This window comes from Flavobacterium glucosi (assembly GCF_048286535.1).
Lineage (GTDB): Bacteria > Bacteroidota > Bacteroidia > Flavobacteriales > Flavobacteriaceae > Flavobacterium.
On the sequence record NZ_JBLVPK010000010.1, the window covers coordinates 1 to 24178 of the forward strand.

Consider the following 24178-nt stretch of genomic DNA (forward strand, 5'->3'; position numbering starts at 1 on the left):
ATTAGGCAAAGGCTGTCCATTAAAAACATAATCTTGGGGTTTTTCGGCTTCGATGTATTTTTTCAGCCCACGAATTAAATGTTCTGAAAGCGGTACGTAGCGGTCTTTTTTGCCTTTACCCTGCACCACTTTGAGTTGTTTTCGGTCAAAATCTAAATCCTGTAAACGCACACTTCTAGCTTCCATGCAGCGAAGTCCACAACCATAAAGCAAGCCAATGAGGATTTTATGTTTAAGCAGCTTGGCACACTGAAGCATCGCCCAAACTTCTTCCTTGCTCAAAACAACAGGGAGTTTTTTCTCATGCTTTATCGAGGGCAACCGTAAAAATTCATACGGTAAACCCTCGGATTTTAGCAAAAACCGAAGTCCATAAACACAGTGTTTAAAGTACGTTTGAGACGGTGTTTTTGACTTTTTTTGTTGGTAAAACAAGTAATCCTGTACTTGTTCAGAATCTAATTCAGTGGGGATTTTACCAAAATAAAGCGAAATAGCCGCCACATGGCGGGAATAGTTATTGAACGTGCTTTGGCTTCTTCCTAAAATGGAAACCGTACGCTCAAATCGTTGAAGTAATTCCTCAAATCCAGGAACTTCGCGCTTGGCTTGGTTGAGGATTTTGTTTTCTCTTAACGCTTCTGGATGCTTTTTTTTGTAGTCATAATATCCTATTTTAGTTATCTTCGTAAGATAATCAAAATCAACAATGGTGCTACCGAAGGTTAAGTTCAACAGCTACTACAACGGATTTGGGCAATTGGCTTTCCCGAAGTATCGGGAGGGAAGTTGGTTTTGTATTTGGGATGATTTGGCAAATCCGAAAATAGGGCTTAATTTAGTCCCAAACCCGCTGTAGTACCAGAACGTTGGCATTCATTGTAAAAAAACTGTGAAAATAAAAAATAGAATTAATATCTTAACATTATTAAAACATATAAAATATGAAAACTAAAAAAAATGAATTTTTTATTGATACTTACATTGACAAATACCAAAATTTATCTCGAAATGAAAAATTATCAATTAATTTATCAATTGGAATATTATTAGTTCTTTTTTCAATTGGTGCGATTTATAATGTAGGAAAAGCATTCGGAGAATTTTTATTTTACTTTAATAATTAAATTTCTCGTAATTTAAATTAAAAACAGTTTGAATTAAAATTAAGTAGTTTGACTTTTAGTTTGTTTTTGGAATCGTAAACTGAATTTATAGTAACAACCTAACTTTATACAGAATTTAGCAAGTTGCGGAATTGCTCACTTAATCAGAATTGAAAAAAATTGCGGAATAAGACACCCGACCGCACAGATATATTACAATCGTTAGCGCAGTTTTGCAAACTGTGCCCACAATAGTGAGAAAATAATACAAAAAGCTATGAATACTTCATGGCTTTTTGCTATTTTTAAAACAAAAATGCCAACTAAATATAAACCACGACAACTGATGACTGAATTAGAAAATAAATTAGAGGTGAATTTTTAGCTTTATTGTAGTTGCTAATTGGAATGAGCACAGTTTGCAAAACTACGCTAACAATTGTATGTAACTACTAGCGATCTAAACTTGAAAAACGCATTTGTTGGCGGGAAATTCCAATGATGTGTTGCATTCTTAAAAATAAGAATAATCTTCTTTTTATACAAGTATTTTGCTATATTTGGTGCTAGTCAACTGAAGTTTTTTCATAGACTGACGTTGTATGCAATGCTAACGAAGACCCAGACAATTCAAAATAATTTTTAAATTAAACCAAAATGAGCACTAACTTATTTCTTTGGTTATTATTAATAACTTTACCAGAAATGATATTTTCTCAATCGGCCGACTTTACCATTCAAGATGTAAAGTTTGAAAGTCAAGGCGTCACTCTTGCAGGTTCGATTTTAATGCCTAAAAAAATATTTGCAGCAGTTGTAATTGTTCATGGGTCTGATCCTGTAAAAAGAGAAATGGAGTTCGCTAAACGTCTTGCCAAAGAAGGTATTGCGGTATTGACATATGATAAACGTGGAGTTGGAGAATCAGGCGGTGTATACGTAGGACCATCTGTTGGCACGAATAATATTGACACTACTAATCTTAGTTTATTATCACACGATGCAAGTTCAGCAGTAAATACATTTCGAACCTATTTGAAAGATAAAAAAACACCAATTGGATTAGTTGGCTTCAGTCAAGCAGGATGGATAATCCCAATTGCTGCAAGTAAAAATCCACAAATAGAATTTATGGTTTTATTTAGTTGCCCTACAATTACAACTCTAGAACAGCTTCGATTTCAGTTTTATACTAATGGAAACAATAATTTTTGGGAAAATCATACAGAATTAGATGCTCGTGAGCATACTAAAAATGACCCAGACAGGTATCAATTTGTGGCGACTGACCCAAAAATTTCTCTGAATACTCTTTCAATTCCAGGACTTTGGCTTTTTGGTGAGAAAGATATACAGATTCCAGTACAGTTATGTATGGATCAATTAAATACATTGAAAGCTCAAGGCAAACCTTTCGAATACACCTTGTTTTCAGCATTAGGACACAATACTGCTTCTGGCAATAGTACAGCACCAGTGGATATTTCAATTCAGTGGATAAAACAGAAAGCTTTAAACATTAAGAAGTCTAAAGTATCAAAATAAGACACTGCCTACAACAGATTTGGGCAATAGGCTTAATGGAAAGTTGGTTTTGTATTTGGGCTGATTTGCTTCATCTGTTCGCTATCGCTCGGGTGGTTAATCCGAAAATAGGGTTTAATTTAGTCCCAAACCCACTGTAGTAACAGAAAGTTGTGTGTGATTCCCCAAAAAAATGCGGTAAGAATTTGAAAGGTTACCAAAAATTGGTAACTTAGCTGAAATTAAAATTATGGGACGCAATACTTCAATATCATTAGGAAATCATTTTGAAAGTTTTATTGAGCATACAATTAGTGATGGAAGATTCACTAATGCCAGTGAAGTTATTAGAGCCGGGCTTCGCTTATTAGAAGAAGAAGAAAATCGAGTTATTGTATTAAGAAAAGCCATAAAAGAAGGAATTGATAGTGGAATTGCTAAAGATTTTGAACCTAAAAAGTTTTTGGAATCTTTAAAAGCCAGAAAAAAGTAAATGGCAAAATATTATTTTACAAATAGAGCACTTGAAGATTTAACAGAAATCTGGGACTATACCGTAGAGGAATGGTCCGAAAACCAAGCGGAAAAATATTATAATCTTATTATGGCTTCATGCATGGATTTAGCTAGCAACCCACAACTTGGAAAATCTTATGATATTCTTTCATTAAATGTCCTAGGTCATAAATGTGGAGAACATATTATTTTCTATCGGGAAATTTTAAAAAATGAAATTGAAATCGAAAGAGTGTTACATGGAATGATGGATTTGAAGAATAAAATCTAGAGGAATGACACATAAAAGCTTCTACATCGGATTTGGGCAATAGACTTAATGAAAAGTTGGTTGTGTATTTGGGCTGATTTGCTTCATCTGTTCGCTATCGCTCGGGTGGCAAATCCGAATAATGGGCTTACTTTAGGCCAAAATTATCTAAAGTAGTCTTCCTGAAAACTATCAAATAAATAAGAAACATTTTATACATGAAAAGAATTACTGTCTTCTGTGGATCCAGTTTTGGAAACGAAAAAAATTATGAAATTCAAGCTTTCAAATTGGGACAAATAATGGCCGAAAATAATTATGAACTCGTTTATGGCGGTGCAAAAGTAGGACTTATGGGAAGTGTTGCAGATGGCGTTTTAAATCATAACGGAAAAGTATTTGGTGTTTTACCAAGTTTTTTGATGAACAAAGAAATCGCACACGATAGATTGACCGAATTATTCATCGTAGAAAGTATGCATGAGAGAAAAACCAAAATGAATGAACTTAGTGATGGTATAATTGCCTTGCCTGGTGGATTTGGAACTCTGGAAGAATTTTTCGAAATGCTGACTTGGTCGCAACTTGGACTCCATAAAAAGCCAATCGGAATTTTGAATGTCGATGGCTTTTATGATTTGCTGCTGGAATTTGTTGCAAACATGGTTGATAAAGGTTTTCTAAAACCAACCAATCAGCAAATGATACTAGTGAGTGATAATGCAACCGATTTACTTGACAAAATGGAAAATTATGTCGCTCCCGAAGTTGGAAAATGGATTAAAAAAGGAAATGAATAATCCCGAGAATCAAAACTTTAATTGTTGCACTCGCATACAAAAAGCGGTTAGTTCCATTTTCGAATTGTATTTAAGAATTTCTTGCTAATTGGGACTCCCATTCAAACTAATTCAACAAATGAATAACAATCAAAACGCGGTTAGCACATTATTAGCCGAATATAAAAAAGCGATTGTAGAATTGCAGCACGTAATTTATGAAATTTCACAGGAGGACTTAACATTTACAGTGGATCATGTGACAACTAATCCGGATTGCAAATCCATTCAAACGGTATTTTCACACGTGGTGAGTTCCTGATATTCTTATTGTGTCTACATTCAGAATTTTAAAAACAAGAATAGCATCCGTCCTGAAAAAGTAAATCGGAGTTCCATTGCTGACTATATAAACGATTTAGATAACGTTCTAAAATTCACACAGGAAACATTTGCAACTATTGAGGATGATGCACTTGATGAATGGGATGCTTCAAAGAAAATTAGGACTTCTTGGGGACAACTTTATGACATCGAACAATTAATGGAACATGCAATAGTTCCTATTTTACGCCATAGGAGAAAAATTTAAAACCATAATTGAACAACTGCACTAAACCGCAAGCAACTGTGCAGTAGTTTGTTTTTATGTTTTAAAATAATATATTTAACTCGTTGGGTGTAATTAAAAAAAATCAATTAATCTTAAATAAAAAAATTAAACCACATAGAAACATAGAAATAAAGAGTCATATATCCCAATTCTTGGGTTCACATAGCTATGGTTTTCTCTAAAGAAGTGAAACGCCTTCCAAAATATTAAAATCTATGTTTCTATGTGGTTAACAAATTGAATTACACCCAACGAGTAATATATTTGCTTAAATTAGCCTTAAAAACGAGTAAGACGATTATTCAAACCAAAAAATACGAACAATATGAAGTGGACAGCCTCTTTTTTTCTTATCCTAATTATCAACATGGCAAGTTACAGCCAGAAGATTGATGAAGCTGCAGTTATAAAAAAACTACTGGAAAAAGAATCCGCAACATGGAGAGCTGCCGATAGTAAAGGGCATACGGAGTGCTGGCACATTCAACCCTACAGCCGAATATTGATTTCGACTGCAGATGGGATAACCCTTGATATCCCTCCAACTGCTATGATTAACACAAATCCTAGTGCCATGGGAAATGGCGGTTTTTCTGTAAATACAAATTATAAAATGAGTATTAATGGAAACAGCGCCTGGGTAAGCCATGACGAAGAATCTACAGCTAAGGATGGTAAAAAAACCTTTTCCTATGAAATCCGATTATTAGAAAAAATAAAAGGACAATGGAAATTAGTGGGTCAATCCATCCACCTGTATAATCCAAAATAATTTGCTAAACTTCATTTGCAACGAATTTTATCTGTTTTAGTCTTCACTAAATACATATTGCTATGCCTGAATATTTCAAAAAACATTTAAATTTCAATCCAAAAAAGAGCCCTTCTGCACTGAGTTCCGATTAAAATCACCCGAAACAGAACACAAACACAAACACCTGTTTACTAAACACTTAAATAAAAAATATCGAAATAAAAAATATTTTTTATGCCAATAAAATAATTATTTGTTTAAATTTACAGTATTGGTTTAAACAGGCAGGAACACCTACTACCTCTTCTTTTAAACTTGATATGTAAATTTCAAACCTACTTCTGAATTACAAAATTTACTATCGTATTAACTAAAAATTCGCCCCAATAATTTTCTATTTTTTCTTATCCGGCATGCCAATATTGGTCTGTTCATACTAAAAAAACATATGAAATGGGGAAGTACAAATACATACTGTTTTTTGACCAAATTGGTATTGATGCCATTGGTAAAGTTGGTGGCAAAAACGCCTCTCTCGGCGAAATGTACAATCAGCTCAATCCAATAGGGATCAGTATTCCTAATGGGTTTGCAGTTACAGCTGAAGGATACCGTCTTTTTAGGAAAATGAATACTCTGGAAAAACCATTGAAGGATTTATTATTTTCATTAGATACACAACACTATTCCAATCTTTCTTCCATTGGAGAAAAAGCCAGAAACCTTATTTTATCGGCTGCCATTCCTGATGAAATTCGGGATGAAATTTACGCTGCCTACCAATCCCTTAGTGAACAATGCAACAGCACTAATCTTGATGTAGCCGTTCGAAGCAGTGCTACGTCTGAGGATTTACCCACAGCGAGTTTTGCAGGACAAATGCAATCGTTTTTAAACATCAACGGTGATGAACAATTATTGGATGCCGCTCACCGCTGTTTTGTATCCTTGTTTACAGATCGAGCCATCAAATACCGTCATGACATGGGTTTTGCTGCATTAGACATTGCCATTTCTGTTGGCATACAGCAAATGGTACGAAGCGATAAAGCTTCGTCCGGCGTCGCGTTTACCATCGATCCCGACAGCGGTTTTGAAAACACCATCATCATCAACGGATGTTGGGGATTAGGGGAAAATATTGTTCAGGGAACAGTGACGCCAGATGAATGGATGGTTTTTAAACCTACTTTAGAAAATCCGGATTTAAATCCCATTCTGAAAAGACAGTGCGGGAGAAAAGAATTCACGATGATTTATGCTGAAAAATCAGAAAGTTCATCGGCAGAGAACACCATTACGAACACCGATACATCTTTCGAAAAACAAAACCAGTTTTCGCTAACAAATAAAGAGGTCGTTGCGCTCTCCCAATGGTGTTCTAAAATTGAGAAACATTATAAAAAACCAATGGATATTGAATGGGCAAAAGACGGTTTGAATAACCAACTCTACATCGTTCAGGCCCGACCGGAAACTGTTCATGGAAAAGCGAATAAACATGTTCGGGAAATCTACAAACTCAAAGAAAAAAGCACACTTTTGACACAAGGAATTGCACTTGGCGATAAAATTGCTGCTGGAAAAGCGCGCATTCTAAGCAGTCCGCAAGAAGGCGATTTATTGCAAAATGGTGAAATCATAGTAACCGATTTGACTAATCCGGATTGGGATCCTATTATGAAAAGAGCCTCAGCAATTATCACCAACAAAGGCGGACGCACCAGCCATGCAGCGATTGTTGCCCGAGAACTGGGAACCGTTGCAGTAGTAGGTTGCGGAAACGCTACTTCCATGATAAAAAATGGTCAGGAAATTACCGTTTCCTGTGCTGAAGGCAAAGAAGGAAACATCTACGACGGAAAATTGAAATGGGAAGTGTCAGAACAAGATTTCAGTAAACTTGAAATGCCAAAAACAGCGCCCATGCTTATTCTTGCCGATCCTGAAAGAGCGTTTGAACTAAGTCATTATCCCAATCAAGGCGTAGGTTTGATGCGAATGGAATTTGCCATTTCCAATACTATTAAAATTCATCCGCTGGCGTTGTGCGAACCTGAAAAAATAACAGATAAGAAAATTATTGCTGAAATAGCCGCAATGACAAAAGGCTATGAAGATCCTAAAAACTATTTTATTGATAAACTGGCCGAAGCTGTAGCAATGGTTGCCGCCGCCTTTTATCCAAAAGAGGTTATTGTTCGAATGAGTGATTTTAAAAGTAATGAATATGCCAACCTCATCGGTGGGAAATATTACGAGCCCGATGAGGAAAACCCCATGATTGGTTTTCGTGGTGCTTCACGTTATTACAGTGATTTCTATCGAAAAGGTTTTGCTTTAGAATGCGAAGCCATGAAAAAAGTAAGAAACGAAATGGGGCTGCACAATGTAAAACTGATGATTCCTTTTTGCAGAACCGTTGAAGAAGGTGAAAATGTGCTTACTGAAATGTCTAAAAACGGATTGGTGCAAGGCATCAACGAATTACAGGTATATGTCATGATTGAGATTCCGAGTAATGTATTAATGGCCGATGAATTTGCAAAACTCTTTGACGGATTTTCTATTGGTTCCAATGATTTAACACAACTCACATTAGGTTTAGACCGCGATTCCGCACTGGTAAGTTATTTGTTCAGCGAAGAAAATCCTGCTGTCAAATCTTTAATTAAAGAAACGATTCGGGTTGCCAAACGTTTTGAAATAAAAGTGGGATTGTGCGGACAGGCTCCGAGCGATCTCCCCCAATTTGCCAAATTTTTAGTGAACGAAGGCATTGACAGCATCTCGTTTAATCCAGATGCTTTGATAAAAGGAATTGAAAATATTTTGGAAGCGGAAAAGAAAACAAAAAGGAAAATTTTAATGTAAATCGATTAATTATGGATGCAACATTCAAAAATAGCAGCTTTTGAATGTTTTAAACTAGGAGTCAGAGTCAATATCGTTTGCCCCGGAGTGATCCAAACGCCAATGATGGATCGACTTACCGGAAAACCGAAAGAAGCAATAGAACAGTTTACAGGGTTAGAGCCAATAGGACGTTTTGGCAAACCCGAAGAAATAGCAAATGCAGTGGTCTGGATGTGTTCAGACGAAGCTTCTTTTGTAACTGGACATGCGATGGCAGTAGAAGGCGGATTTGTAGCACAATAATTTTAGAGTTTTAATACCACTAAAAAATGTATAGGATGTATACTTACGAAGTAAATCTAAAATGGTCCGACAAAAGGAAAGGGATGTTAAGTTCTCCCGTTTTGCTTCAAAATATTGAAGTTGCGACACCTCCTGAATTACCTAAAGGAATGGAGAAAATTTGGTCTCCAGAGCACCTGTTTGTTGCTGCAATAAACAGTTGTCTATTAACTACTTTCCTGTCGATTGCCGAAAACTCAAAACTGCAGTTTATAAGTTTTGAGAGTAAATCGACTTGTAATGTCGATAAAATTAATGGGAAACATACCATAACCGAAATCATTCTTCAACCCAAACTCGTCATCCATTATTCCCAAAAACCAGAACGGGCAAAACATATTTTGGAAATGAGTGAAAAGGCCTGCTTGATTTCTAATGCCGTTAAAACTACCATTCGGTTAGAGCCAGAAATAATTATTGAGTATAATCTTGTTCCGCTTGGCAATTCATTTTAGAATAGCATTCAGAAAGCATTTCCATAAAACAAATCATAATTATGTGTGTCCTTGATTTCAATAGTAGCACAAAACAAAATAACGAGTCAGAAACTGATTTAAAAAAGAGAATTCATGGATGCGAAAAAAGGACTTTTACTTCTGTACCAAATGCTGCTCATTCGACGATTTGAAGAGAAAGCTGCTGAGTTGTACACTAAGTCCAAAATCAGGGGATTCCTGCATTTATATATTGGTAAAGAAGCCACCGCCGTGGGAGTATTGCAGGCTTTAACGGATGATGACATTGTGCTAAGTAGCTATCGGGAACATGGTCATGCTTTGGCACGCGGTATTGATCCTGACCTAATCATGGCAGAAATGTATGGAAAAATAGAAGGCTGCAGCAGAGGTCGAGGGGGTGCAATGCATCTTTTTGATGTCTCAAAAAAATTTTACGGAAATAATGCTGTCGTGAGTGGCAATCTTTCAATAGCTGTTGGAATGGCATTGGCATCCAAAAAACAAAATAAAAACAATATCACCTGTTGCTTTTTTAGCGAAGATGATATTACCAAATGTGAATTTCAGGAAGCGCTGAACTTAGCAACACTTTGGAAAGTTCCTGTTTTATTTATTTGTGAAAACAATCTATATGCTTCGGGTAGCACTGTCCGGTATTCGCACACTGCAACAGGAACAGAAAAAAAAGGCATTGCATCTTCAGCCGTTGATGGTATGAATTTAATAAAAGTAATGCAGGCTGCCAATGCAGCTGTAGAAAAAATAAAAAGTACCGAAAAACCCTATTTACTGATTTGTAACACCTATCGTTTTAGAGCATACTCCATGTTTGATGTCGAATTATACCGTGCAAAAAAGAAAGTAGAGGAATGGAAAAGACAAGATCCAATTCCGCAATTTGAGCAGTTTCTTTTACAACAGCAATGGATTACAGAAAGTGAGATTGCTGGTTTTGAAAGTAAAATAAAAACAAAAATCCAGAGAGCACTAGATTTTGCAGAAGAAAGCGCCCGGGAACCATTAGAGCAATTGACAAAATTTATTTACACCGAAATTTAAATTAGAAACATTAAAATCAGAAACATTATGAAAAACTTTACACTAAACTCTTTAAAAAAAAACAGTATGGAAGACATACAATTTTGTCAAAGTTGCGGTATGCCACTAATTGCAGAAAAACTAAAAGGAACTGAAAATAACGGGATTAAAAGCAATGACTATTGCAAGTATTGCTATGTAAACAGTGATTTTAAAAATCCAGAAATGAATCTCGATGACATGAAAAATGTTGTAAAAACATATATGGAAAAAAGAAAATTGCCCAATTATATGATTCAAAAAGCCGTAAATGTTTTACCTGCATTAAAACGTTGGAAATGCATACAACAATAATTATTTCTCTCTTGAAAAACAGTATGACTACACTAACCATCACCTATCGAGAGGCTCTGAATCAAGGGCTTCGCGAAGCATTGCAAAATGATGAACGTGTCTTTTTGATGGGTGAAGATGTGGGCCGCTACGGAGGAGCCTTTGCGGTAAGCAAAGGATTATTACAGGAGTTTGGAGAAGACCGCATTATGGATGTCCCACTTTTAGAAGCAGGTTTTGTGGGAGCCGGAATTGGAGCGGCAATCGCTGGAATGAAACCTATTATTGAAATAATGACCGTCAATTTCGGTTTGTCCGCAATGAACCAAATCGTGAATAATGCGGCCAGATTACAGCACATGTCGGGTGGACAATTGAATGTGCCACTAATTATACGGATGGGAAGCGGTAATGGACGCTTGTTGGGAGCACCACATTCGCATTGCTGGGAATCCTTTTATGCGCACATTCCTGGATTAATTGTTCTCGCAGTGGGAACGCATGAGGATGCAAGAAGTATGCTGCATGCTGCTCTGCAAAGTTCTGATCCCGTGCTCTTGTTTGAATATACGATGCTGTTGAATCTAGAAAAAGAGATTGCAACTGATTTACCAATTGCCTCTCTCTCTAAAGCCAAAGTGCTACGAGAAGGAAAGGACATTTCAATTATCACCTACGGAACAGGAGTGTATAAAAGTTTAGAGGCTGCTGCCGAATTAGCTTCCGTTGGGATTGATGCTGAAGTCATTGATCTACGGGTTTTACGGCCATTGGATGAAGCCACTTTCTTAGCTTCGATTGCCAAAACGCATCGGGTGCTGATAGTCGAAGATGCTTGGCGTTCCGTAAGTATTTCCTCAGAAGTAAGCGCACGGATTATGGAAAACGGATTTTATGACTTACTTGCCCCAGTACAACGATTGTGTGGCATTGAAGTCCCTATTCCCTACCCTTTACATTTAGAAGAAGCTGCCATTCCTCAAAAAAATGATATCATAAGTACCGTAAAAAAGATGATTTATCGGAATTGATTTTTTTGATAAAAAGTACTAATTTGAGAAGCAACAGAAGCTTCTTTTCACCCCTTAATACTTCTGATTAAAAAGAGCTTAGCTTCCTTAAATTTAAAAATAAGAATTAAAATTCCTGAAACAAGTTTGTTTAAAATTCACTACCTTAACAAGTATTTTTTTAGAACTGAAAAACAACAAAAATGAAAGTATTAATCTATAGCATATTTGGTTTTGACAAAGCTTTTCTAGAAAAAGCAGCACACGGTAATCACGAATTATTTTTTACGGAGCAGCCTTTGAATGAAAGTACCGTTGACCTTGCTGAGGGATTTGATGCTGTTTCACTTTTCACTTCTGATGATGCTTCAGAAACAGTATTGCAAAAACTATATACTTGTGGTGTAAAATATATTGCCCTGCGTTCCGTAGGCTACGATCATGTTGATTTGGCCCGAGCAAAATCATTAGCGATGAAAGTTGCAAATGTTCCTGCATATTCGCCTTACGCTATTGCTGAACTCGCAGTAGCACTATTATTGGCATTAAACAGAAAACTGGTTTTAGGTCAGACGTTAATGCAAATTGGCGATTACCGTTTGGATCATTTGGTAGGTTTTGATTTGCATGGAAAAACAATAGGTATTGTAGGAACTGGAAAAATAGGTGCTGCATTTGCAAAAATAATGCATGGTTTTGGTTGTAAAATAATAGCCTTTGATGTTAAAGAGAACAAGGAACTCATGGATGAAATTCCAATTACTTACGCATCACTCGGAGATTTATGTGCCACTGCAGATGTGATATCCATACATTATCTGCTCAATGGGACAACAAATCATCTGTTTAATAAAAATATATTTTCATTAATGAAAAAAGGAGTGATTTTTATTAATACTGCTCGTGGAGGAATCGTAAACACCAAAGATTTATTAGAAGCAATCGAAAATAAAACCATTGGCGCAGCAGGCTTAGATGTTTACGAAAAAGAGAAACCTATATTTTTTCAAGATCATACTGATACTCCAATAAATGATGATTTGTTTTTAAAACTTCGTTCCCTTCCTAATGTGATGATTACTGGACATCAAGGTTTTTTGACAAATGAGGCATTAGAGGGAATTGCACATACTACGATTGCTAATTTAAATGCTTGGGCCTATAACGGTATCTCTGGAAATGAGGTGAACTGATACCCGCTTTACATTCATTCATTGAACGAATGTATTTTTTATTGCTTGTTTTTTTTTTCTAATCATGCTGCGGTTAATAGTATTAAAAACTCAAAAGATGAAAGGATCCTTTAAACTCGGAAAAGTATCTGGTATTGGAATATTCGTACACTGGACATTCTCTCTACTTATTTTGTTTATCATTTTCATGAACTACAAATCAGGGCAAAATGCGACTCAGACAATATGGTCTTTAGTGTTTATTTTATGCATATTCGTTACTGTTTTATTACACGAACTGGGTCATGCTTTAGCAGCAAAAAGATACAATATAAAAACCAAAGACATCACCCTTTTACCTATTGGCGGATTGGCTCGATTAGAGCAAATACCAGAAAAACCATCTGAAGAATTAATAGTCGCTTTTGCGGGACCTTTGGTAAATATCGCGCTGGCCTTTATGACGGGGGTTTTCATTACAATTCCAGATACTTCAGAGCAATTAATGGTCGAATTATCTAACGGTATAAATGCTTCTAATTTTTTACTTAACTTTTTTTTAGTCAATTTCTGGTTGGCAATTTTTAATTTAATTCCTGCTTTCCCTATGGATGGCGGCAGGATTTTACGGGCACTGTTATCATTCAAATTACAAAGGCATGTTGCCACAAGAATTTCGGCACGGATAGGACAACTATTGGCAATGGGATTCATTATTGTTGGATTTTTCACTTCTCCCTTTTTAGTTTTTATCGGTATTTTTGTGATTATTGGAGCTCAGGTTGAAGCAGATTATACGGAGTCCAAGTTCCTCTTAAAAGGCTTTAAAGTCCATGATGTTGTCATGAAACAATACCCGACGATTGATGCAAATGATACTGTAAAAACAGCGGTTGAATTAGTATTGGACAGCCAAAACAAGAATTTCCTGGTTACTGAAGAAGGCATTCCGGTAGGAACGCTGAATCGGGACCAAATCATTATAGCCCTTTCAAAAAAAGGAGATGCTGAATTTATTTACAACGTCATGGACCGAAATTTGGTTTACCTCGACAGCGATTCTTTTTTAGAAAAAGTTTTTGAGCTCATTCAACTCAATAAATCAAGATTAATGCTCGTTATGGAAAATAATAAAGTTGTTGGTATCTTGGATGTTGAAAATATGATGGAATTTCTTTTAATTAACGAAGTAAAAATAAATAAAGTCCATGATAGAAAGTAAAAATAGCCTTAGTGTTCCAAAAAATCTGGAGCTTGTTTACAGTGGCGAAGATTATTTTTCTCGTTTAGAAGCTATTATTCGTAATTCGCAGTTTGAAATTCACCTGCAAATGTATCTCTTTGAAAACGATGCAACCGGAAATAGAATTATTAAAGCATTAAAAGAAGCCGCTTTGCGTAAGGTTCAGGTTTATGTCCTTTTGGATGGTTTGGGGTCTTTATCATTTCCCTCAGAAATACTAAAAGAAATGAGACAAAGCGGTATAAACATTCGTTTTTTCGCTCCTTTATTTTCAACCTATACCTTTTATCTTGGCAGAAGACTACACCGAAAAGTTATTGTTGCTGATGCAAAAGTCGTGCTTATTGGCGGTATAAATGTAGCCGATAAATATTGTGGTTCGAATACAGAAGCTCCTTGGCTCGACTATGCTGTTCAATTAAAAGGAGAAATTGCCGAACCGCTTCAAAAATTATGCAGCGATATCTATTTAAAAAAAAGACGTTTTCATAACAAAAAAATAAAATCTCCTTTTCTGGTTCAGGAAGACGCCATGGTTCGTATTCTTCAGAATGATTGGTTAAAAAACAAAAATGAGATTTGTGATGGCTATATAAAATCCATTAGAAATGCCAAAAAAGAGATCATTATTGTGGGAAGTTATTTTCTGCCTGGGATTCGAATCATTCGAGCCTTGAAAAAAGCATCTAAAAGTAAGGTTAAAATTAAATTAATTCTTTCCGGAAAATCAGATTTACCGCTCACCAGGCGCGCTACCTGCTTTCTCTATGACAAACTGCTTAACTATAATATTGAATTGTACGAATGGGACCAATCCATCTTACATGGAAAAGTGGCAGTAGTAGATGGCAATTGGACCACAATAGGATCTTTTAATTTGAATAATCTAAGTTCGTACGGAAGCCTTGAAATGAATGTTGAAATAAATTCTGATTTATTTTCTAAAATGTTTCAAGCACACCTCCTCGCAATTATTGCTCAATGCCAAAGCATAACACCTCAATCACTAAAAATAAAGAACAATCTATTTGCAAAATCCATTAACTTTCTTTCGTATTGCGTTACCCGTATAATAGAAATAATTGTCACTTATACTCCTTATAAGCGATTCAATAATTGATTTATAAAATGGAGATCAAGGGTTAAAAGTATTTTTGTGTAAAAAACAAAAAAGTATATTCTGTTTCTAAAATCAAAATTATTGTTGATAAAATTATCCTTATTAGTACTGTTAATAAATTATTTTTAATTAACTTTATATATGATTTTAATCATTTAAGACATTAGTAATAAGTACTTTATATAAAAAAAAGCAATGAAGCCACACCACCTAAAAACTAAAAAAAAAGAGGATTGGATTCAAAAAGATTTGGAGAGTAAAATTCCCAAATTAAGCAGTAAAACAGCGTTTATTCCCAGTCAGGATGAATTATTTTTTTAGTTCATTTCTCAACGAAATTTGTTAGCTCAGGTTAACATCGGAGCCGTGAGTCACTGCTCTGTAATTGAATGTTCTTTCAAGCACCAGGTTTAAAAGATTCTCCGCAGAGCTCCGAACTTTTAAACCGGTATTCTTAATCGGGGTTAGGGACAGAATAGTCCCTACTCCATTAACGATTTCAACGCTATGGATTTTACTCAATACAAAGAAACCTTTACCGAAAAATCACATAAACTAGGCTATTCCCCGACCAATATCCAACGTTGTCTGGATTATGCCGAAGTATTATTCACACATGACGTACCGGTTATTTACAATCCAACCCATTTATCACTTTTGGTGGGATACAAGAAAGAATACTTAAAAAAAGCGGCAGTTTATCCCCGCTATTTTTACCGTGATTTTGAGATTTCAAAAAAAAATGGCACAAAACGACTTATTTCTGAACCGCTTCCAAGCTTGAAAGAAATCCAAATCTGGATTTTGAGAAATATCCTCAATAGAGTTCCCATAAGCCCTTTTGCGAAAGCATACAAAACCAATGTAAGCCTTCTAGAAAACCTGAAATTCCATAAAAATCAGTCTAAAGTATATACATTAGACTTAGAAAATTTCTTCCAATCAATCACTATTCAATTAGTTGAAAAAGAGTTTCATCAATTGGGATATTCTAAAATGGTATCGAGACTGCTCTCCAAATTATGTACCCGAGACAGAACTTTGCCTCAAGGTGCACCCACAAGTCCGTATCTTTCGAATTTAATTTTTAAAGATGCCGATGCGGAGATTGCCGCTTACTGCAAATTGCATAAAATAAGATATACCCGTTATGCTGACGATATGAGTTTTTCGGGGGATTTTGAGGAAAATAAACTGCTCCATGAAGTTATTCAAACTGTTGAAAAATTAAACCTTCGCATCAATAAAAACAAGACTAAACTCATGACGGCCAATACACGCCAAACCGTGACTGGTATTGTTGTGAATGAAAAACCGCAAGTGGCATTCCACAAACGCAATGATTTAAGACAAGCCATGTATTATATCAAGAAATTTGGTTTAGAGGAACACCGCGAATACAAAGAAATTAACCAAAAAAATTATCTCGAACATTTATTTGGGAAAATAAATTTTGTACTACAAATAAATCCAAAAGACATCGAATTTTTAGAGTATAAATCTATATTGAAAGATTTAAAAAAGAAACAGAATTTAAAAGCTATGGAAGACGAATTATTACCAATATAAGAATTGAAAAACATTCTTGGTAAAAAAAATATTTCATAAAAACTCCTTTTCGAGTTTTTTTTATTTTCACAAACACTTGAAATAAAGCTATTTGCTGCTGTTTTAATACCTAAAATTAATTAAATTTGATAGCGCAAAATGTTTAAAAATCACAATCATTTGTGCTGTCTTTTCATGCATATTGATATTGATAAAAGCAAGATTACAAAGTCCGTATGTCTTTAAAACCTATCAAATAATTAAAAAATAACACCTCATGAAAAAAATAACAACCATTATCACAACACTATTTTTCTCTACTTTTATGTTGGCACAAACAACATGGAAAGCAGATCCAATGCACTCAAAACTTACTTTTAGCACCGTGCATCATGGTATTTCGGATATAGCGGGATTATTCAAAAAATTTGAGATAACCGCAACAACTAACAAAACCGATTTTAGCGATGCAGTATTTGAACTTTCCACTGATGTTAACTCTATTGACACCGAAGTGGAAATGCGTGATAATCATTTACGAAGTGCTGATTTCTTTGACGTAGAAAAATATCCAGAAATGACTTTTAAAAGCATCTCCATAAAAAAAATCGGAAAGAATAAATATAAACTTATAGGTACGCTCACATTGCATGGTATAACAAAACCGGCAATAATTACGATGTGGTATAGAGGAACTATAGTGAATGAGCAATCAAAAGCAATCACTGCAGGCTTCCAGTTTAGCGGAGTTTTAAAACGTTCTGAATTTAATGTAGGTTCCAAATTCCCTTCGAAAATGATTAGTGATGAAGTACAAATTAAAGCAGATTGTGAGTTCATTAAACAGTAAATACCTCCGATTAAAATATTAATAAAGCCTACAAATTATATAAAAACAATCCAGATGGCATTTATAGACTATTACAAGATTCTTGAAGTAGATAAAAAAGCATCCGAAGCCGAGATTAAAAAGGCCTATCGAAAACTGGCCCGTAAATACCATCCCGACTTAAATCCCAACGATAAGGAAGCCGAAAGAAAATTTAAGGAAATCAATGAGGCTAATGAAGTATTGAGCCACGCCGAGAATCGTAAAAAATATGATGACTACGGCGAAAACTGGCAACATGCGGAGGAATTTGAAAAATCAAAACAACAACAGCACTATAATAGAGGTGGCCAACAAGATAGTTTTGGAGGAGAAGGATTCAGTAGCGGCGGAGATTTCTCTGATTTTTTTGAGTCTATGTTTGGAGGTCGCACGTCAGGAAATGGAGGTCGTCGCAGTGCACAGTTCAAGGGTCAGGATTTTAATGCTGAACTGCATCTTGACCTAAAAGACGTGTACACCACCCACAAACGCACCTTGACAATTAACGGTAAAAACATCCGTATTACTATTCCTGCCGGAGTCGAAAATGGCCAGCAAATAAAAATTAGCGGGCTTGGTGGTGATGGCGCTGGCACTGGCCCAAAAGGAGATTTGTACATTACTTTCACTATTGAAAATCATACTAACTTTAAGTTAGACAAACACAACCTCTACTCTACTGTTCCCTTAGATTTATATACTGCCATATTGGGAGGCGAAATCACTGCTGATACTTTTGACGGAAAAGTAAAACTAACCGTAAAACCAGGAACTCAAAACGGAACAAAAGTAAAACTGAAAGGAAAAGGATTTCCTGTCTATAAAAAGGAAGGGGAATTTGGAGATTTATACATTACCTATCAAGTGCAAATACCCACAAATATTACCGAAAAAGAAAAAGAATTATTTACGGAACTCACAAAGTTAAGAACATCATGAACATAGAAAGCCTCATACCGATACCTGCATTATGCATTCATTATAAAGTAGAACTTTCCTTTTTTGACAACCTCAGCGAAATGGGTTTGCTCGAAATAAAAACAATCGAAGAAACACAATATATCCATCCGAATGCCATCTATGAAATAGAGAAAATGATACGCATCCATCAGGAATTAGATATTAATATGGAAGGAATTGATGTGGTGTTTAATCTATTGCAAAAAATTGATGCTTTGCAAAATGAGCTTGTTTCCACTAAAAATAGATTGCGTTTGTATGAAAATTGAGATTTAATAATCCCAATATCCTTTTACTGAATGTAAAAAGTAAAAAATATGAACTGGCATTTACTACCGCTATCAGAAATAACACAGTTGCTAAATACAACTCCATCCGGTATTGATGATACTTCGGCGTCAGAACGCTTGTGCGAACATGGGAAAAATCAAATTGAAGATAAAAAGAAGAAGACAATTCTACAGATGGTGCTTTCTCAGTTATCTGATTTTATGATTCTCATCCTCATTGCAGCGGCAATTATCTCAGGCATAATAGGTGATCTTACGGATACAATAATTATTCTTGCTATCATTATTATTAATGCCACTGTAGGATTAATCCAAGAATATCGGGCTGAAAAAGCAATGGAAGCATTAAAGAATATGGCAGCAAACCATGCCCGTATTTTACGTGAAGGAAAAACAATTGATCTTCCAGCATCGGATATTGTTCCTGGTGATGTAGTGGTGCTCGAAGCGGGAAATGTTATTCCTGCTGATGTCCGTTTTTTTGAAACCCATCAAATAAAAGTAGATGAATCAGCACTTACGGGCGAATCAAACAATGTAGAAAAAAATCCAGAGGAACTTCCCGAAGGAAATTATGCGCTTGGCGACCAAACTAATATGGGCTATAAAGGAACCTATATTACCAATGGTCGGGCGTTGGCTTATGTTGTTGCAACAGGAATGCATACGGAGCTTGGACACATCGCAAAAATGATTCAAACTGATGAAACCTCAACGCCTTTACAAAAGAGGTTAGCAGCTTTTGGCAAACGATTATCAGTAATTATACTTATTATCTGTGCTATAATTTTCTTAATCGGATGGTTGCGGGGAGAATCTGTTTTGACAATGTTAATTACTTCTATTTCACTCGCTGTTGCTGCAATTCCTGAAGCTTTACCCGCATTAGTTACGATTGCACTTGCTTTTGGTGCCAAAAAATTAGCTAAAAGCAATGCCTTAATTCGAAAATTACCGGCTGTGGAAACTTTGGGTTCCGTCACTTACATCTGTTCTGATAAAACAGGAACTCTTACGTTGAATAAAATGACCGTGCAGGAAATTTTTGAAACATCAGATACAAAGTATGAGCCTTTTTTTAAAGAAAAAAACATATTGCTCCACGCTATCGCTTTAAATAATGATGTTACAAAAGAGGATAACGGAAAATGGTTAGGAGATTCAACTGAGCTGGCATTGGTACAATATGCATCCGATAAAAATTTGAATCGCTCAGATTTAGAACTAAAATTGCCCAGAATTGCAGAATTGCCTTTCGATTCTAAAAGAAAATGCATGACTACAATGCATCAAACCCAAAATTCTAATGGTGAAATTATCGTGATTACAAAAGGGGCTGTCGATGTATTGTTTCATAAACTGAATGACAATCAAAAATCACGTATACCTGAATTTGAACGTAAGGTCAACGAAATGGCCGAAAAAGGATATCGGGTTTTAGGGTACGCCATGAAAACACTTTCGTCTTTACCGGATACTTCGCATGCTAATTTGATAGAAAATGAGTTAACACTCATTGGGTTTGTAGGCATGATTGATCCCCCACGAGAAGAAGCAAAACAGGCAGTTTCTGAATGTAAGGAAGCCGGTATTATTCCGGTAATGATTACAGGTGACCACAAACTGACTGCCAAAGCAATTGCCGAAAAATTAGGCATTATTGTCACGGATGACGACCTCGTTTTAACGGGTTCAGAACTAACAGCATTAACACAAAGTGAGTTTGTAAAAATTGTCGAAAAGGTAAAAGTATATGCCCGTGTAAATCCGGAACAGAAACTAAGAATCATTAATGCTTTACAATCCAAAAATCATTTTGTAGCAATGACTGGCGATGGTGTAAATGATGCTCCGGCTTTAAAAAATGCTGATATTGGTATTGCTATGGGAATCAACGGAACCGAAGTTTCTAAAGAAGCCTCGCACATGATTTTATTGGATGATAATTTTGCTACCATTATTATTGCGGTTAAATACGGCAGAAAAATATTTGACAACATTCTAAAATTTATCAAATACATTATGACAGGAAACTCAGGCGAAATATGGGCGATTTTTTTAGCTCCATTTTTTGGGTTACCCATTCCGCTATTGGCAATTCACATTCTGTGGATTAATCTGGTAACGGACGGTTTACCTGGATTAGCACTAGCCTCTGAACCATCTGAAGCAAATATTATGAAACGATCCCCCAGAAATCCGAAGAAAAATATTTTTTCAAACGGGATGGCATTACACATTTTATGGATTGGTTTTTTGATGGGTTGCGTCACCATAGGAATGCAGGCCTACGCTATATATAACGCCAATGCTCATTGGCAAACGATGGCTTTTACGGTGCTTTGTTTTAGTCAATTAGGACATGTAATGGTCATTCGTTCCGGGCGTGAATCTATATTCAAAATTGGTTTTTTTTCTAACAGACCTATGGTTGGTGCCCTATTGATAACTATTGTTCTTCAATTTATGATTATTTACATACCTTTCTTTAACGAAATTTTTAAGACCCAACCTTTATCTTTATATGAACTGGGACTAACCTTAGCGGCATCAAGCATCGTATTTTGGTCTGGAGAAATAGAAAAATGGATTAAAAACAGACGTTACAATACCATTTAATCTCTCAAATTCCTGTGTTTTTTTGATTTGTAAATAAATTCAGGACTTTAATAAACAAAGAGATAAAGAGTGGTATTTAAGAAAGTAACTGGATTTATTTAATCATTTTTTTTCGACAACACCCTCAAAAAAACAACCTGACAACCTATTTAAATACTGGTAATCAGGTAAATAATCGTATATTTGAGTAGCTTTTTTTCTATTAAAAATTAATTCATTTGCTAATGAATAGTATTTTTAAAATAATCGAATTGTTTAAAAGTTTTTTACTTGAAGTTGGCGAACTCTCCTATTTTGCCGGGCGTTTTTTTAAAGAAGCTTTTAAAAGCCCTTCGGAATTCAAAGAGTTCCTTAGACAATGCTTTTATATGGGAAATCGTTCCTTGTTGCTTGTTGCAGTTACAGGATTTATCATTGGTTTAGTATTCACTTTACAATCACGTCCCACATTACAGGAATTCGGAGCCGTTTCCTGGATGCCGTCAATGGTAAGTATTTCACTTATCAGAGAAATTGGGCCCATCATAACAGCTTTAATTTGTGCTGGTCGTATTGGCTCTGGAATAGGTGCTGAATTAGGTTCTATGAGAGTTACAGAGCAAATTGATGCCATGGAAGTTTCCGGTACAAATCCTTTCAAGTATTTAGTGGTAACCCGCATATTAGCGACTACTTTCATGCTTCCGATTTTGGTTTTTTTTGGAGATACCATTGCCATTTTTGGTTCATTTTTAGTAGAAAACATAAAAGGGAATGTTTCTTTTTTATTGTATTACAATCAAGTTTTTGATGCGTTGGAATTTGGGGATTTAATACCGGCAACCATTAAAACGTTCTTTTTTGGCTTTGCCATCGGGTTAGTGGGTTGTTTTAAAGGATATTATTGTAAAAAAGGGACTGCAGGTGTAGGTTTAGCGGCTAATTCTGCTGTAGTTTTTACCTCAATGCTATTGTTTATTATTGATTTTATTGCTGTTTTTATCACTGCTATTTTTTATGATTTATAACTGATTATGAATACATCTATACCAAATCAAAAGGCCATAATAGAAATCAAAGACTTAAAAAAAAGCTATGGTGATAATCCTGTTTTGGATGGTTTTAATATGGTTTTGAATGAAGGAGAAAATCTGGTCATCATGGGGAAATCAGGTTCAGGAAAATCTGTTATGATAAAATGCCTTATTGGATTAGAAGAACATGACAGCGGAACCATAGTAATAATGGGAAAAGATATTAGTGAGCTCAGCCAGAAAGAACTGGATGACCTTCGGACAGAAGTGGGTTTTCTTTTTCAGGGAAGCGCACTTTATGACTCTATGACCGTCAGGGAAAATTTAGAATTTCCCTTACGTCGCCACAAAAAAAAATTTGGAAAAATAACCGATACCACGCCACTGGTTATGGAAGCTTTAGAAAATGTGGGGCTGGCTCATACCATAAATTTAATGCCCGAAGAACTTTCGGGAGGAATGAAACGAAGAATCGCTTTGGCAAGAACTTTAATTCTGCAGCCAAAAATAATTCTTTATGATGAACCTACTACTGGTTTAGATCCTATTACGGCAAAGGAAATTTTACTGCTAATGATGTCTATCCAAAAAAAATACAACACTTCGGCAATTATCATAACACACGATGTGGATTGCGCCAGAGTGATTTCGAACCGAATGATTTTATTGGTAGACGGTATCAATTATATCGAAGGAACTTTTGAGGAATTATCAACGGTAACAGATCCTAAAGTACAAGCTTTCTTTAAATAAGAATAGACATGGAAAAAACGACATCACAGAAACTACGCCTTGGACTTTTTGTAATCATCGGATTAACGCTATTTGTACTGGCAGTGTATTTCATTGGCGACAAGCAAAAAATGTTTGGAAAAACCAATCATCTTAAAGCGGTTTTCAACAATGTAAGCGGCTTACAATTAGGGAATAATGTACGGTACTCCGGAATTAATGTAGGCACTGTCAGGGGAATAGAAATGATTAACGACTCTACCATAAAAGTCGATATGCTCATAGATAAAACCATTTTCCCTCACATCAAAAAAAATGCTGTTGCCACGATAGGCTCTGATGGTTTGGTAGGTAATATGATTATAAATATTATCCCCGGAAAAGGGATGGAAGCTACTGTGAATCCGGGGGATGAAATTCAATCATTGAGCCGAATCCGAACGGATGATCTACTGAATACCCTTGGTGTGACCAATAAAAATGCGGCGCTTCTTACGGCTGATTTACTTAAAATTACAAAGGAAATAAATCAAGGTAACGGGACGGTGGGGGTATTGATTAAAGATTCCACTTTAGCCAATAACCTGAAACAAACCATGCAGTACTTGAAAAGTACTGGACAAGGAACTTCGGAGTCTGTGACAAAATTAAACCGACTCCTTTCTTCCTTAGAGAATAAAGATAATGTGATAGGCTTTTTGAAAGATACGGCTGTTGCCAATGGTATGAAAGCAGTAATTCGCAATTTAGACAAATCCAGCACTGAAATAAATAAAGTAGTAAGCAACCTAAATGCGACAATTACAAATATTAAAGATGGAAAAGGAGCTATAAACTACTTCTCGAATAATCCGCAATTTGTTCGGAAAATAGACTCTACAATGACAAATATTAACCAAGCAAGTTCCCGTTTGAATGAAAACATGGAAGCCTTGAAGCATAATTTTTTATTTCGGGGGTATTTTAAAAAACAGGAAAAAGCAAGAAATAAAGAACCAAAGAAAGAAGAAACGGATAAAAAATATTGAACT

General features: G+C 35.6%; 25 protein-coding genes. 24 read left to right on the plus strand and 1 reads right to left on the minus strand.

Going from position 1 to position 24178, the window contains the following annotated elements; translation table 11 throughout:
* Positions 1-735: tyrosine-type recombinase/integrase (locus tag ACNQGD_RS14210; protein ID WP_417999738.1), on the minus strand; the 735-nt coding region annotated here is incomplete at its 3' end.
* A gap of 209 nt (positions 736-944) precedes the next feature.
* On the opposite strand from ACNQGD_RS14210, the gene ACNQGD_RS14215 reads away from it, so the two are divergent.
* From ACNQGD_RS14215 to ACNQGD_RS14330, 24 genes are all read left to right on the plus strand, one after another.
* A complete protein-coding gene (locus tag ACNQGD_RS14215) occupies positions 945-1127 on the plus strand; it encodes a hypothetical protein (protein ID WP_417993729.1) in 183 nt (60 codons plus the stop codon).
* A 636-nt stretch (positions 1128-1763) separates the two neighbouring features.
* Positions 1764-2651: an alpha/beta hydrolase family protein gene (locus ACNQGD_RS14220; protein WP_417999739.1), complete on the plus strand. Its 888-nt coding sequence runs from the start codon at positions 1764-1766 to the stop codon at positions 2649-2651.
* Between the two features lie 229 nt (positions 2652-2880).
* Positions 2881-3123 (plus strand): type II toxin-antitoxin system ParD family antitoxin, encoded by a 243-nt coding sequence (locus tag ACNQGD_RS14225; RefSeq protein ID WP_417993731.1) that lies wholly within the window; start codon positions 2881-2883, stop codon positions 3121-3123.
* Entirely contained in the window at positions 3124-3417 is a 294-nt protein-coding gene (locus tag ACNQGD_RS14230; protein ID WP_417999740.1) for a type II toxin-antitoxin system RelE/ParE family toxin, read from the plus strand.
* 197 nt (positions 3418-3614) lie between these two features.
* Positions 3615-4196 carry an LOG family protein gene (locus tag ACNQGD_RS14235; RefSeq protein ID WP_417993733.1) on the plus strand — a complete coding sequence of 194 codons (582 nt, stop codon included), beginning with the start codon at positions 3615-3617 and terminating at the stop codon, positions 4194-4196.
* Between the two features lie 118 nt (positions 4197-4314).
* The gene (locus ACNQGD_RS14240) at positions 4315-4497 is read left to right on the plus strand and encodes a hypothetical protein (protein WP_417999741.1); all 183 of its coding nucleotides are present in this window, start codon (positions 4315-4317) and stop codon (positions 4495-4497) included.
* 616 nt (positions 4498-5113) lie between these two features.
* A complete protein-coding gene (locus ACNQGD_RS14245; RefSeq protein WP_417999742.1) occupies positions 5114-5560 on the plus strand; it encodes an endo-arabinase in 447 nt (148 codons plus the stop codon).
* A gap of 435 nt (positions 5561-5995) precedes the next feature.
* Positions 5996-8416 carry a phosphoenolpyruvate synthase gene (gene ppsA, locus ACNQGD_RS14250; RefSeq protein ID WP_417999743.1) on the plus strand — a complete coding sequence of 807 codons (2421 nt, stop codon included), beginning with the start codon at positions 5996-5998 and terminating at the stop codon, positions 8414-8416.
* Between the two features lie 15 nt (positions 8417-8431).
* Complete coding sequence (locus tag ACNQGD_RS14255; RefSeq protein ID WP_417999744.1) at positions 8432-8701, plus strand: SDR family oxidoreductase; 270 nt, start codon at positions 8432-8434, stop codon at positions 8699-8701.
* A 35-nt stretch (positions 8702-8736) separates the two neighbouring features.
* Positions 8737-9195 (plus strand): OsmC family protein, encoded by a 459-nt coding sequence (locus tag ACNQGD_RS14260; RefSeq protein WP_417993738.1) that lies wholly within the window; start codon positions 8737-8739, stop codon positions 9193-9195.
* 114 nt (positions 9196-9309) lie between these two features.
* Positions 9310-10257, plus strand: a complete 948-nt coding sequence (locus tag ACNQGD_RS14265) for a thiamine pyrophosphate-dependent enzyme (RefSeq protein ID WP_417999745.1) — start codon at positions 9310-9312, stop codon at positions 10255-10257.
* Between the two features lie 66 nt (positions 10258-10323).
* Entirely contained in the window at positions 10324-10590 is a 267-nt protein-coding gene (locus ACNQGD_RS14270; RefSeq protein WP_417993740.1) for a zinc ribbon domain-containing protein, read from the plus strand.
* Positions 10575-11600 carry an alpha-ketoacid dehydrogenase subunit beta gene (locus ACNQGD_RS14275; RefSeq protein ID WP_417999746.1) on the plus strand — a complete coding sequence of 342 codons (1026 nt, stop codon included), beginning with the start codon at positions 10575-10577 and terminating at the stop codon, positions 11598-11600. The genes ACNQGD_RS14270 and ACNQGD_RS14275 overlap by 16 nt, the downstream gene beginning before the upstream one ends.
* 182 nt (positions 11601-11782) lie before the next feature.
* Positions 11783-12772 carry an NAD(P)-dependent oxidoreductase gene (locus tag ACNQGD_RS14280; RefSeq protein WP_417997480.1) on the plus strand — a complete coding sequence of 330 codons (990 nt, stop codon included), beginning with the start codon at positions 11783-11785 and terminating at the stop codon, positions 12770-12772.
* 97 nt (positions 12773-12869) lie between these two features.
* Positions 12870-13973 carry a site-2 protease family protein gene (locus tag ACNQGD_RS14285; RefSeq protein WP_417999747.1) on the plus strand — a complete coding sequence of 368 codons (1104 nt, stop codon included), beginning with the start codon at positions 12870-12872 and terminating at the stop codon, positions 13971-13973.
* Positions 13960-15114: a phospholipase D-like domain-containing protein gene (locus ACNQGD_RS14290; RefSeq protein ID WP_417999748.1), complete on the plus strand. Its 1155-nt coding sequence runs from the start codon at positions 13960-13962 to the stop codon at positions 15112-15114. The genes ACNQGD_RS14285 and ACNQGD_RS14290 overlap by 14 nt, the downstream gene beginning before the upstream one ends.
* Before the next feature lie 507 nt (positions 15115-15621).
* Positions 15622-16683: a reverse transcriptase domain-containing protein gene (locus tag ACNQGD_RS14295; RefSeq protein ID WP_417999749.1), complete on the plus strand. Its 1062-nt coding sequence runs from the start codon at positions 15622-15624 to the stop codon at positions 16681-16683.
* Positions 16684-16939: 256 nt separating this feature from the next.
* On the plus strand, positions 16940-17512 hold the full coding sequence (locus tag ACNQGD_RS14300) for a YceI family protein (protein ID WP_417993747.1): 573 nt from the start codon (positions 16940-16942) through the stop codon (positions 17510-17512).
* 54 nt (positions 17513-17566) lie between these two features.
* Positions 17567-18472 (plus strand): DnaJ C-terminal domain-containing protein, encoded by a 906-nt coding sequence (locus ACNQGD_RS14305; protein ID WP_417999750.1) that lies wholly within the window; start codon positions 17567-17569, stop codon positions 18470-18472.
* Positions 18469-18762: a chaperone modulator CbpM gene (locus tag ACNQGD_RS14310; protein WP_417999751.1), complete on the plus strand. Its 294-nt coding sequence runs from the start codon at positions 18469-18471 to the stop codon at positions 18760-18762. Before ACNQGD_RS14305 ends, ACNQGD_RS14310 begins: the two co-directional genes overlap by 4 nt.
* A gap of 48 nt (positions 18763-18810) precedes the next feature.
* Positions 18811-21402 (plus strand): cation-translocating P-type ATPase, encoded by a 2592-nt coding sequence (locus tag ACNQGD_RS14315; RefSeq protein ID WP_417999752.1) that lies wholly within the window; start codon positions 18811-18813, stop codon positions 21400-21402.
* A gap of 224 nt (positions 21403-21626) precedes the next feature.
* Positions 21627-22409 carry an MlaE family ABC transporter permease gene (locus ACNQGD_RS14320; protein ID WP_417993751.1) on the plus strand — a complete coding sequence of 261 codons (783 nt, stop codon included), beginning with the start codon at positions 21627-21629 and terminating at the stop codon, positions 22407-22409.
* A 6-nt stretch (positions 22410-22415) separates the two neighbouring features.
* Positions 22416-23168 (plus strand): ABC transporter ATP-binding protein, encoded by a 753-nt coding sequence (locus tag ACNQGD_RS14325; RefSeq protein ID WP_417997488.1) that lies wholly within the window; start codon positions 22416-22418, stop codon positions 23166-23168.
* A gap of 8 nt (positions 23169-23176) precedes the next feature.
* On the plus strand, positions 23177-24175 hold the full coding sequence (locus ACNQGD_RS14330) for an MlaD family protein (protein WP_417999753.1): 999 nt from the start codon (positions 23177-23179) through the stop codon (positions 24173-24175).
* Positions 24176-24178: the final 3 nt, after the last annotated feature.

Bases quoted from the DNA above. Each gene is read 5' to 3' on its own strand.
- ACNQGD_RS14215 (WP_417993729.1), top strand. From the start codon at position 945: ATGAAAACTAAAAAAAATGAATTTTTTATTGATACTTACATTGACAAA.
- ACNQGD_RS14220 (WP_417999739.1), top strand. From the start codon at position 1,764: ATGAGCACTAACTTATTTCTTTGGTTATTATTAATAACTTTACCAGAA.
- ACNQGD_RS14225 (WP_417993731.1), top strand. From the start codon at position 2,881: ATGGGACGCAATACTTCAATATCATTAGGAAATCATTTTGAAAGTTTT.
- ACNQGD_RS14230 (WP_417999740.1), top strand. From the start codon at position 3,124: ATGGCAAAATATTATTTTACAAATAGAGCACTTGAAGATTTAACAGAA.
- ACNQGD_RS14235 (WP_417993733.1), top strand. From the start codon at position 3,615: ATGAAAAGAATTACTGTCTTCTGTGGATCCAGTTTTGGAAACGAAAAA.
- ACNQGD_RS14240 (WP_417999741.1), top strand. From the start codon at position 4,315: ATGAATAACAATCAAAACGCGGTTAGCACATTATTAGCCGAATATAAA.
- ACNQGD_RS14245 (WP_417999742.1), top strand. From the start codon at position 5,114: ATGAAGTGGACAGCCTCTTTTTTTCTTATCCTAATTATCAACATGGCA.
- ppsA (WP_417999743.1), top strand. From the start codon at position 5,996: ATGGGGAAGTACAAATACATACTGTTTTTTGACCAAATTGGTATTGAT.
- ACNQGD_RS14255 (WP_417999744.1), top strand. From the start codon at position 8,432: ATGCAACATTCAAAAATAGCAGCTTTTGAATGTTTTAAACTAGGAGTC.
- ACNQGD_RS14260 (WP_417993738.1), top strand. From the start codon at position 8,737: ATGTATACTTACGAAGTAAATCTAAAATGGTCCGACAAAAGGAAAGGG.
- ACNQGD_RS14265 (WP_417999745.1), top strand. From the start codon at position 9,310: ATGGATGCGAAAAAAGGACTTTTACTTCTGTACCAAATGCTGCTCATT.
- ACNQGD_RS14270 (WP_417993740.1), top strand. From the start codon at position 10,324: ATGGAAGACATACAATTTTGTCAAAGTTGCGGTATGCCACTAATTGCA.
- ACNQGD_RS14275 (WP_417999746.1), top strand. From the start codon at position 10,575: ATGCATACAACAATAATTATTTCTCTCTTGAAAAACAGTATGACTACA.
- ACNQGD_RS14280 (WP_417997480.1), top strand. From the start codon at position 11,783: ATGAAAGTATTAATCTATAGCATATTTGGTTTTGACAAAGCTTTTCTA.
- ACNQGD_RS14285 (WP_417999747.1), top strand. From the start codon at position 12,870: ATGAAAGGATCCTTTAAACTCGGAAAAGTATCTGGTATTGGAATATTC.
- ACNQGD_RS14290 (WP_417999748.1), top strand. From the start codon at position 13,960: ATGATAGAAAGTAAAAATAGCCTTAGTGTTCCAAAAAATCTGGAGCTT.
- ACNQGD_RS14295 (WP_417999749.1), top strand. From the start codon at position 15,622: ATGGATTTTACTCAATACAAAGAAACCTTTACCGAAAAATCACATAAA.
- ACNQGD_RS14300 (WP_417993747.1), top strand. From the start codon at position 16,940: ATGAAAAAAATAACAACCATTATCACAACACTATTTTTCTCTACTTTT.
- ACNQGD_RS14305 (WP_417999750.1), top strand. From the start codon at position 17,567: ATGGCATTTATAGACTATTACAAGATTCTTGAAGTAGATAAAAAAGCA.
- ACNQGD_RS14310 (WP_417999751.1), top strand. From the start codon at position 18,469: ATGAACATAGAAAGCCTCATACCGATACCTGCATTATGCATTCATTAT.
- ACNQGD_RS14315 (WP_417999752.1), top strand. From the start codon at position 18,811: ATGAACTGGCATTTACTACCGCTATCAGAAATAACACAGTTGCTAAAT.
- ACNQGD_RS14320 (WP_417993751.1), top strand. From the start codon at position 21,627: ATGAATAGTATTTTTAAAATAATCGAATTGTTTAAAAGTTTTTTACTT.
- ACNQGD_RS14325 (WP_417997488.1), top strand. From the start codon at position 22,416: ATGAATACATCTATACCAAATCAAAAGGCCATAATAGAAATCAAAGAC.
- ACNQGD_RS14330 (WP_417999753.1), top strand. From the start codon at position 23,177: ATGGAAAAAACGACATCACAGAAACTACGCCTTGGACTTTTTGTAATC.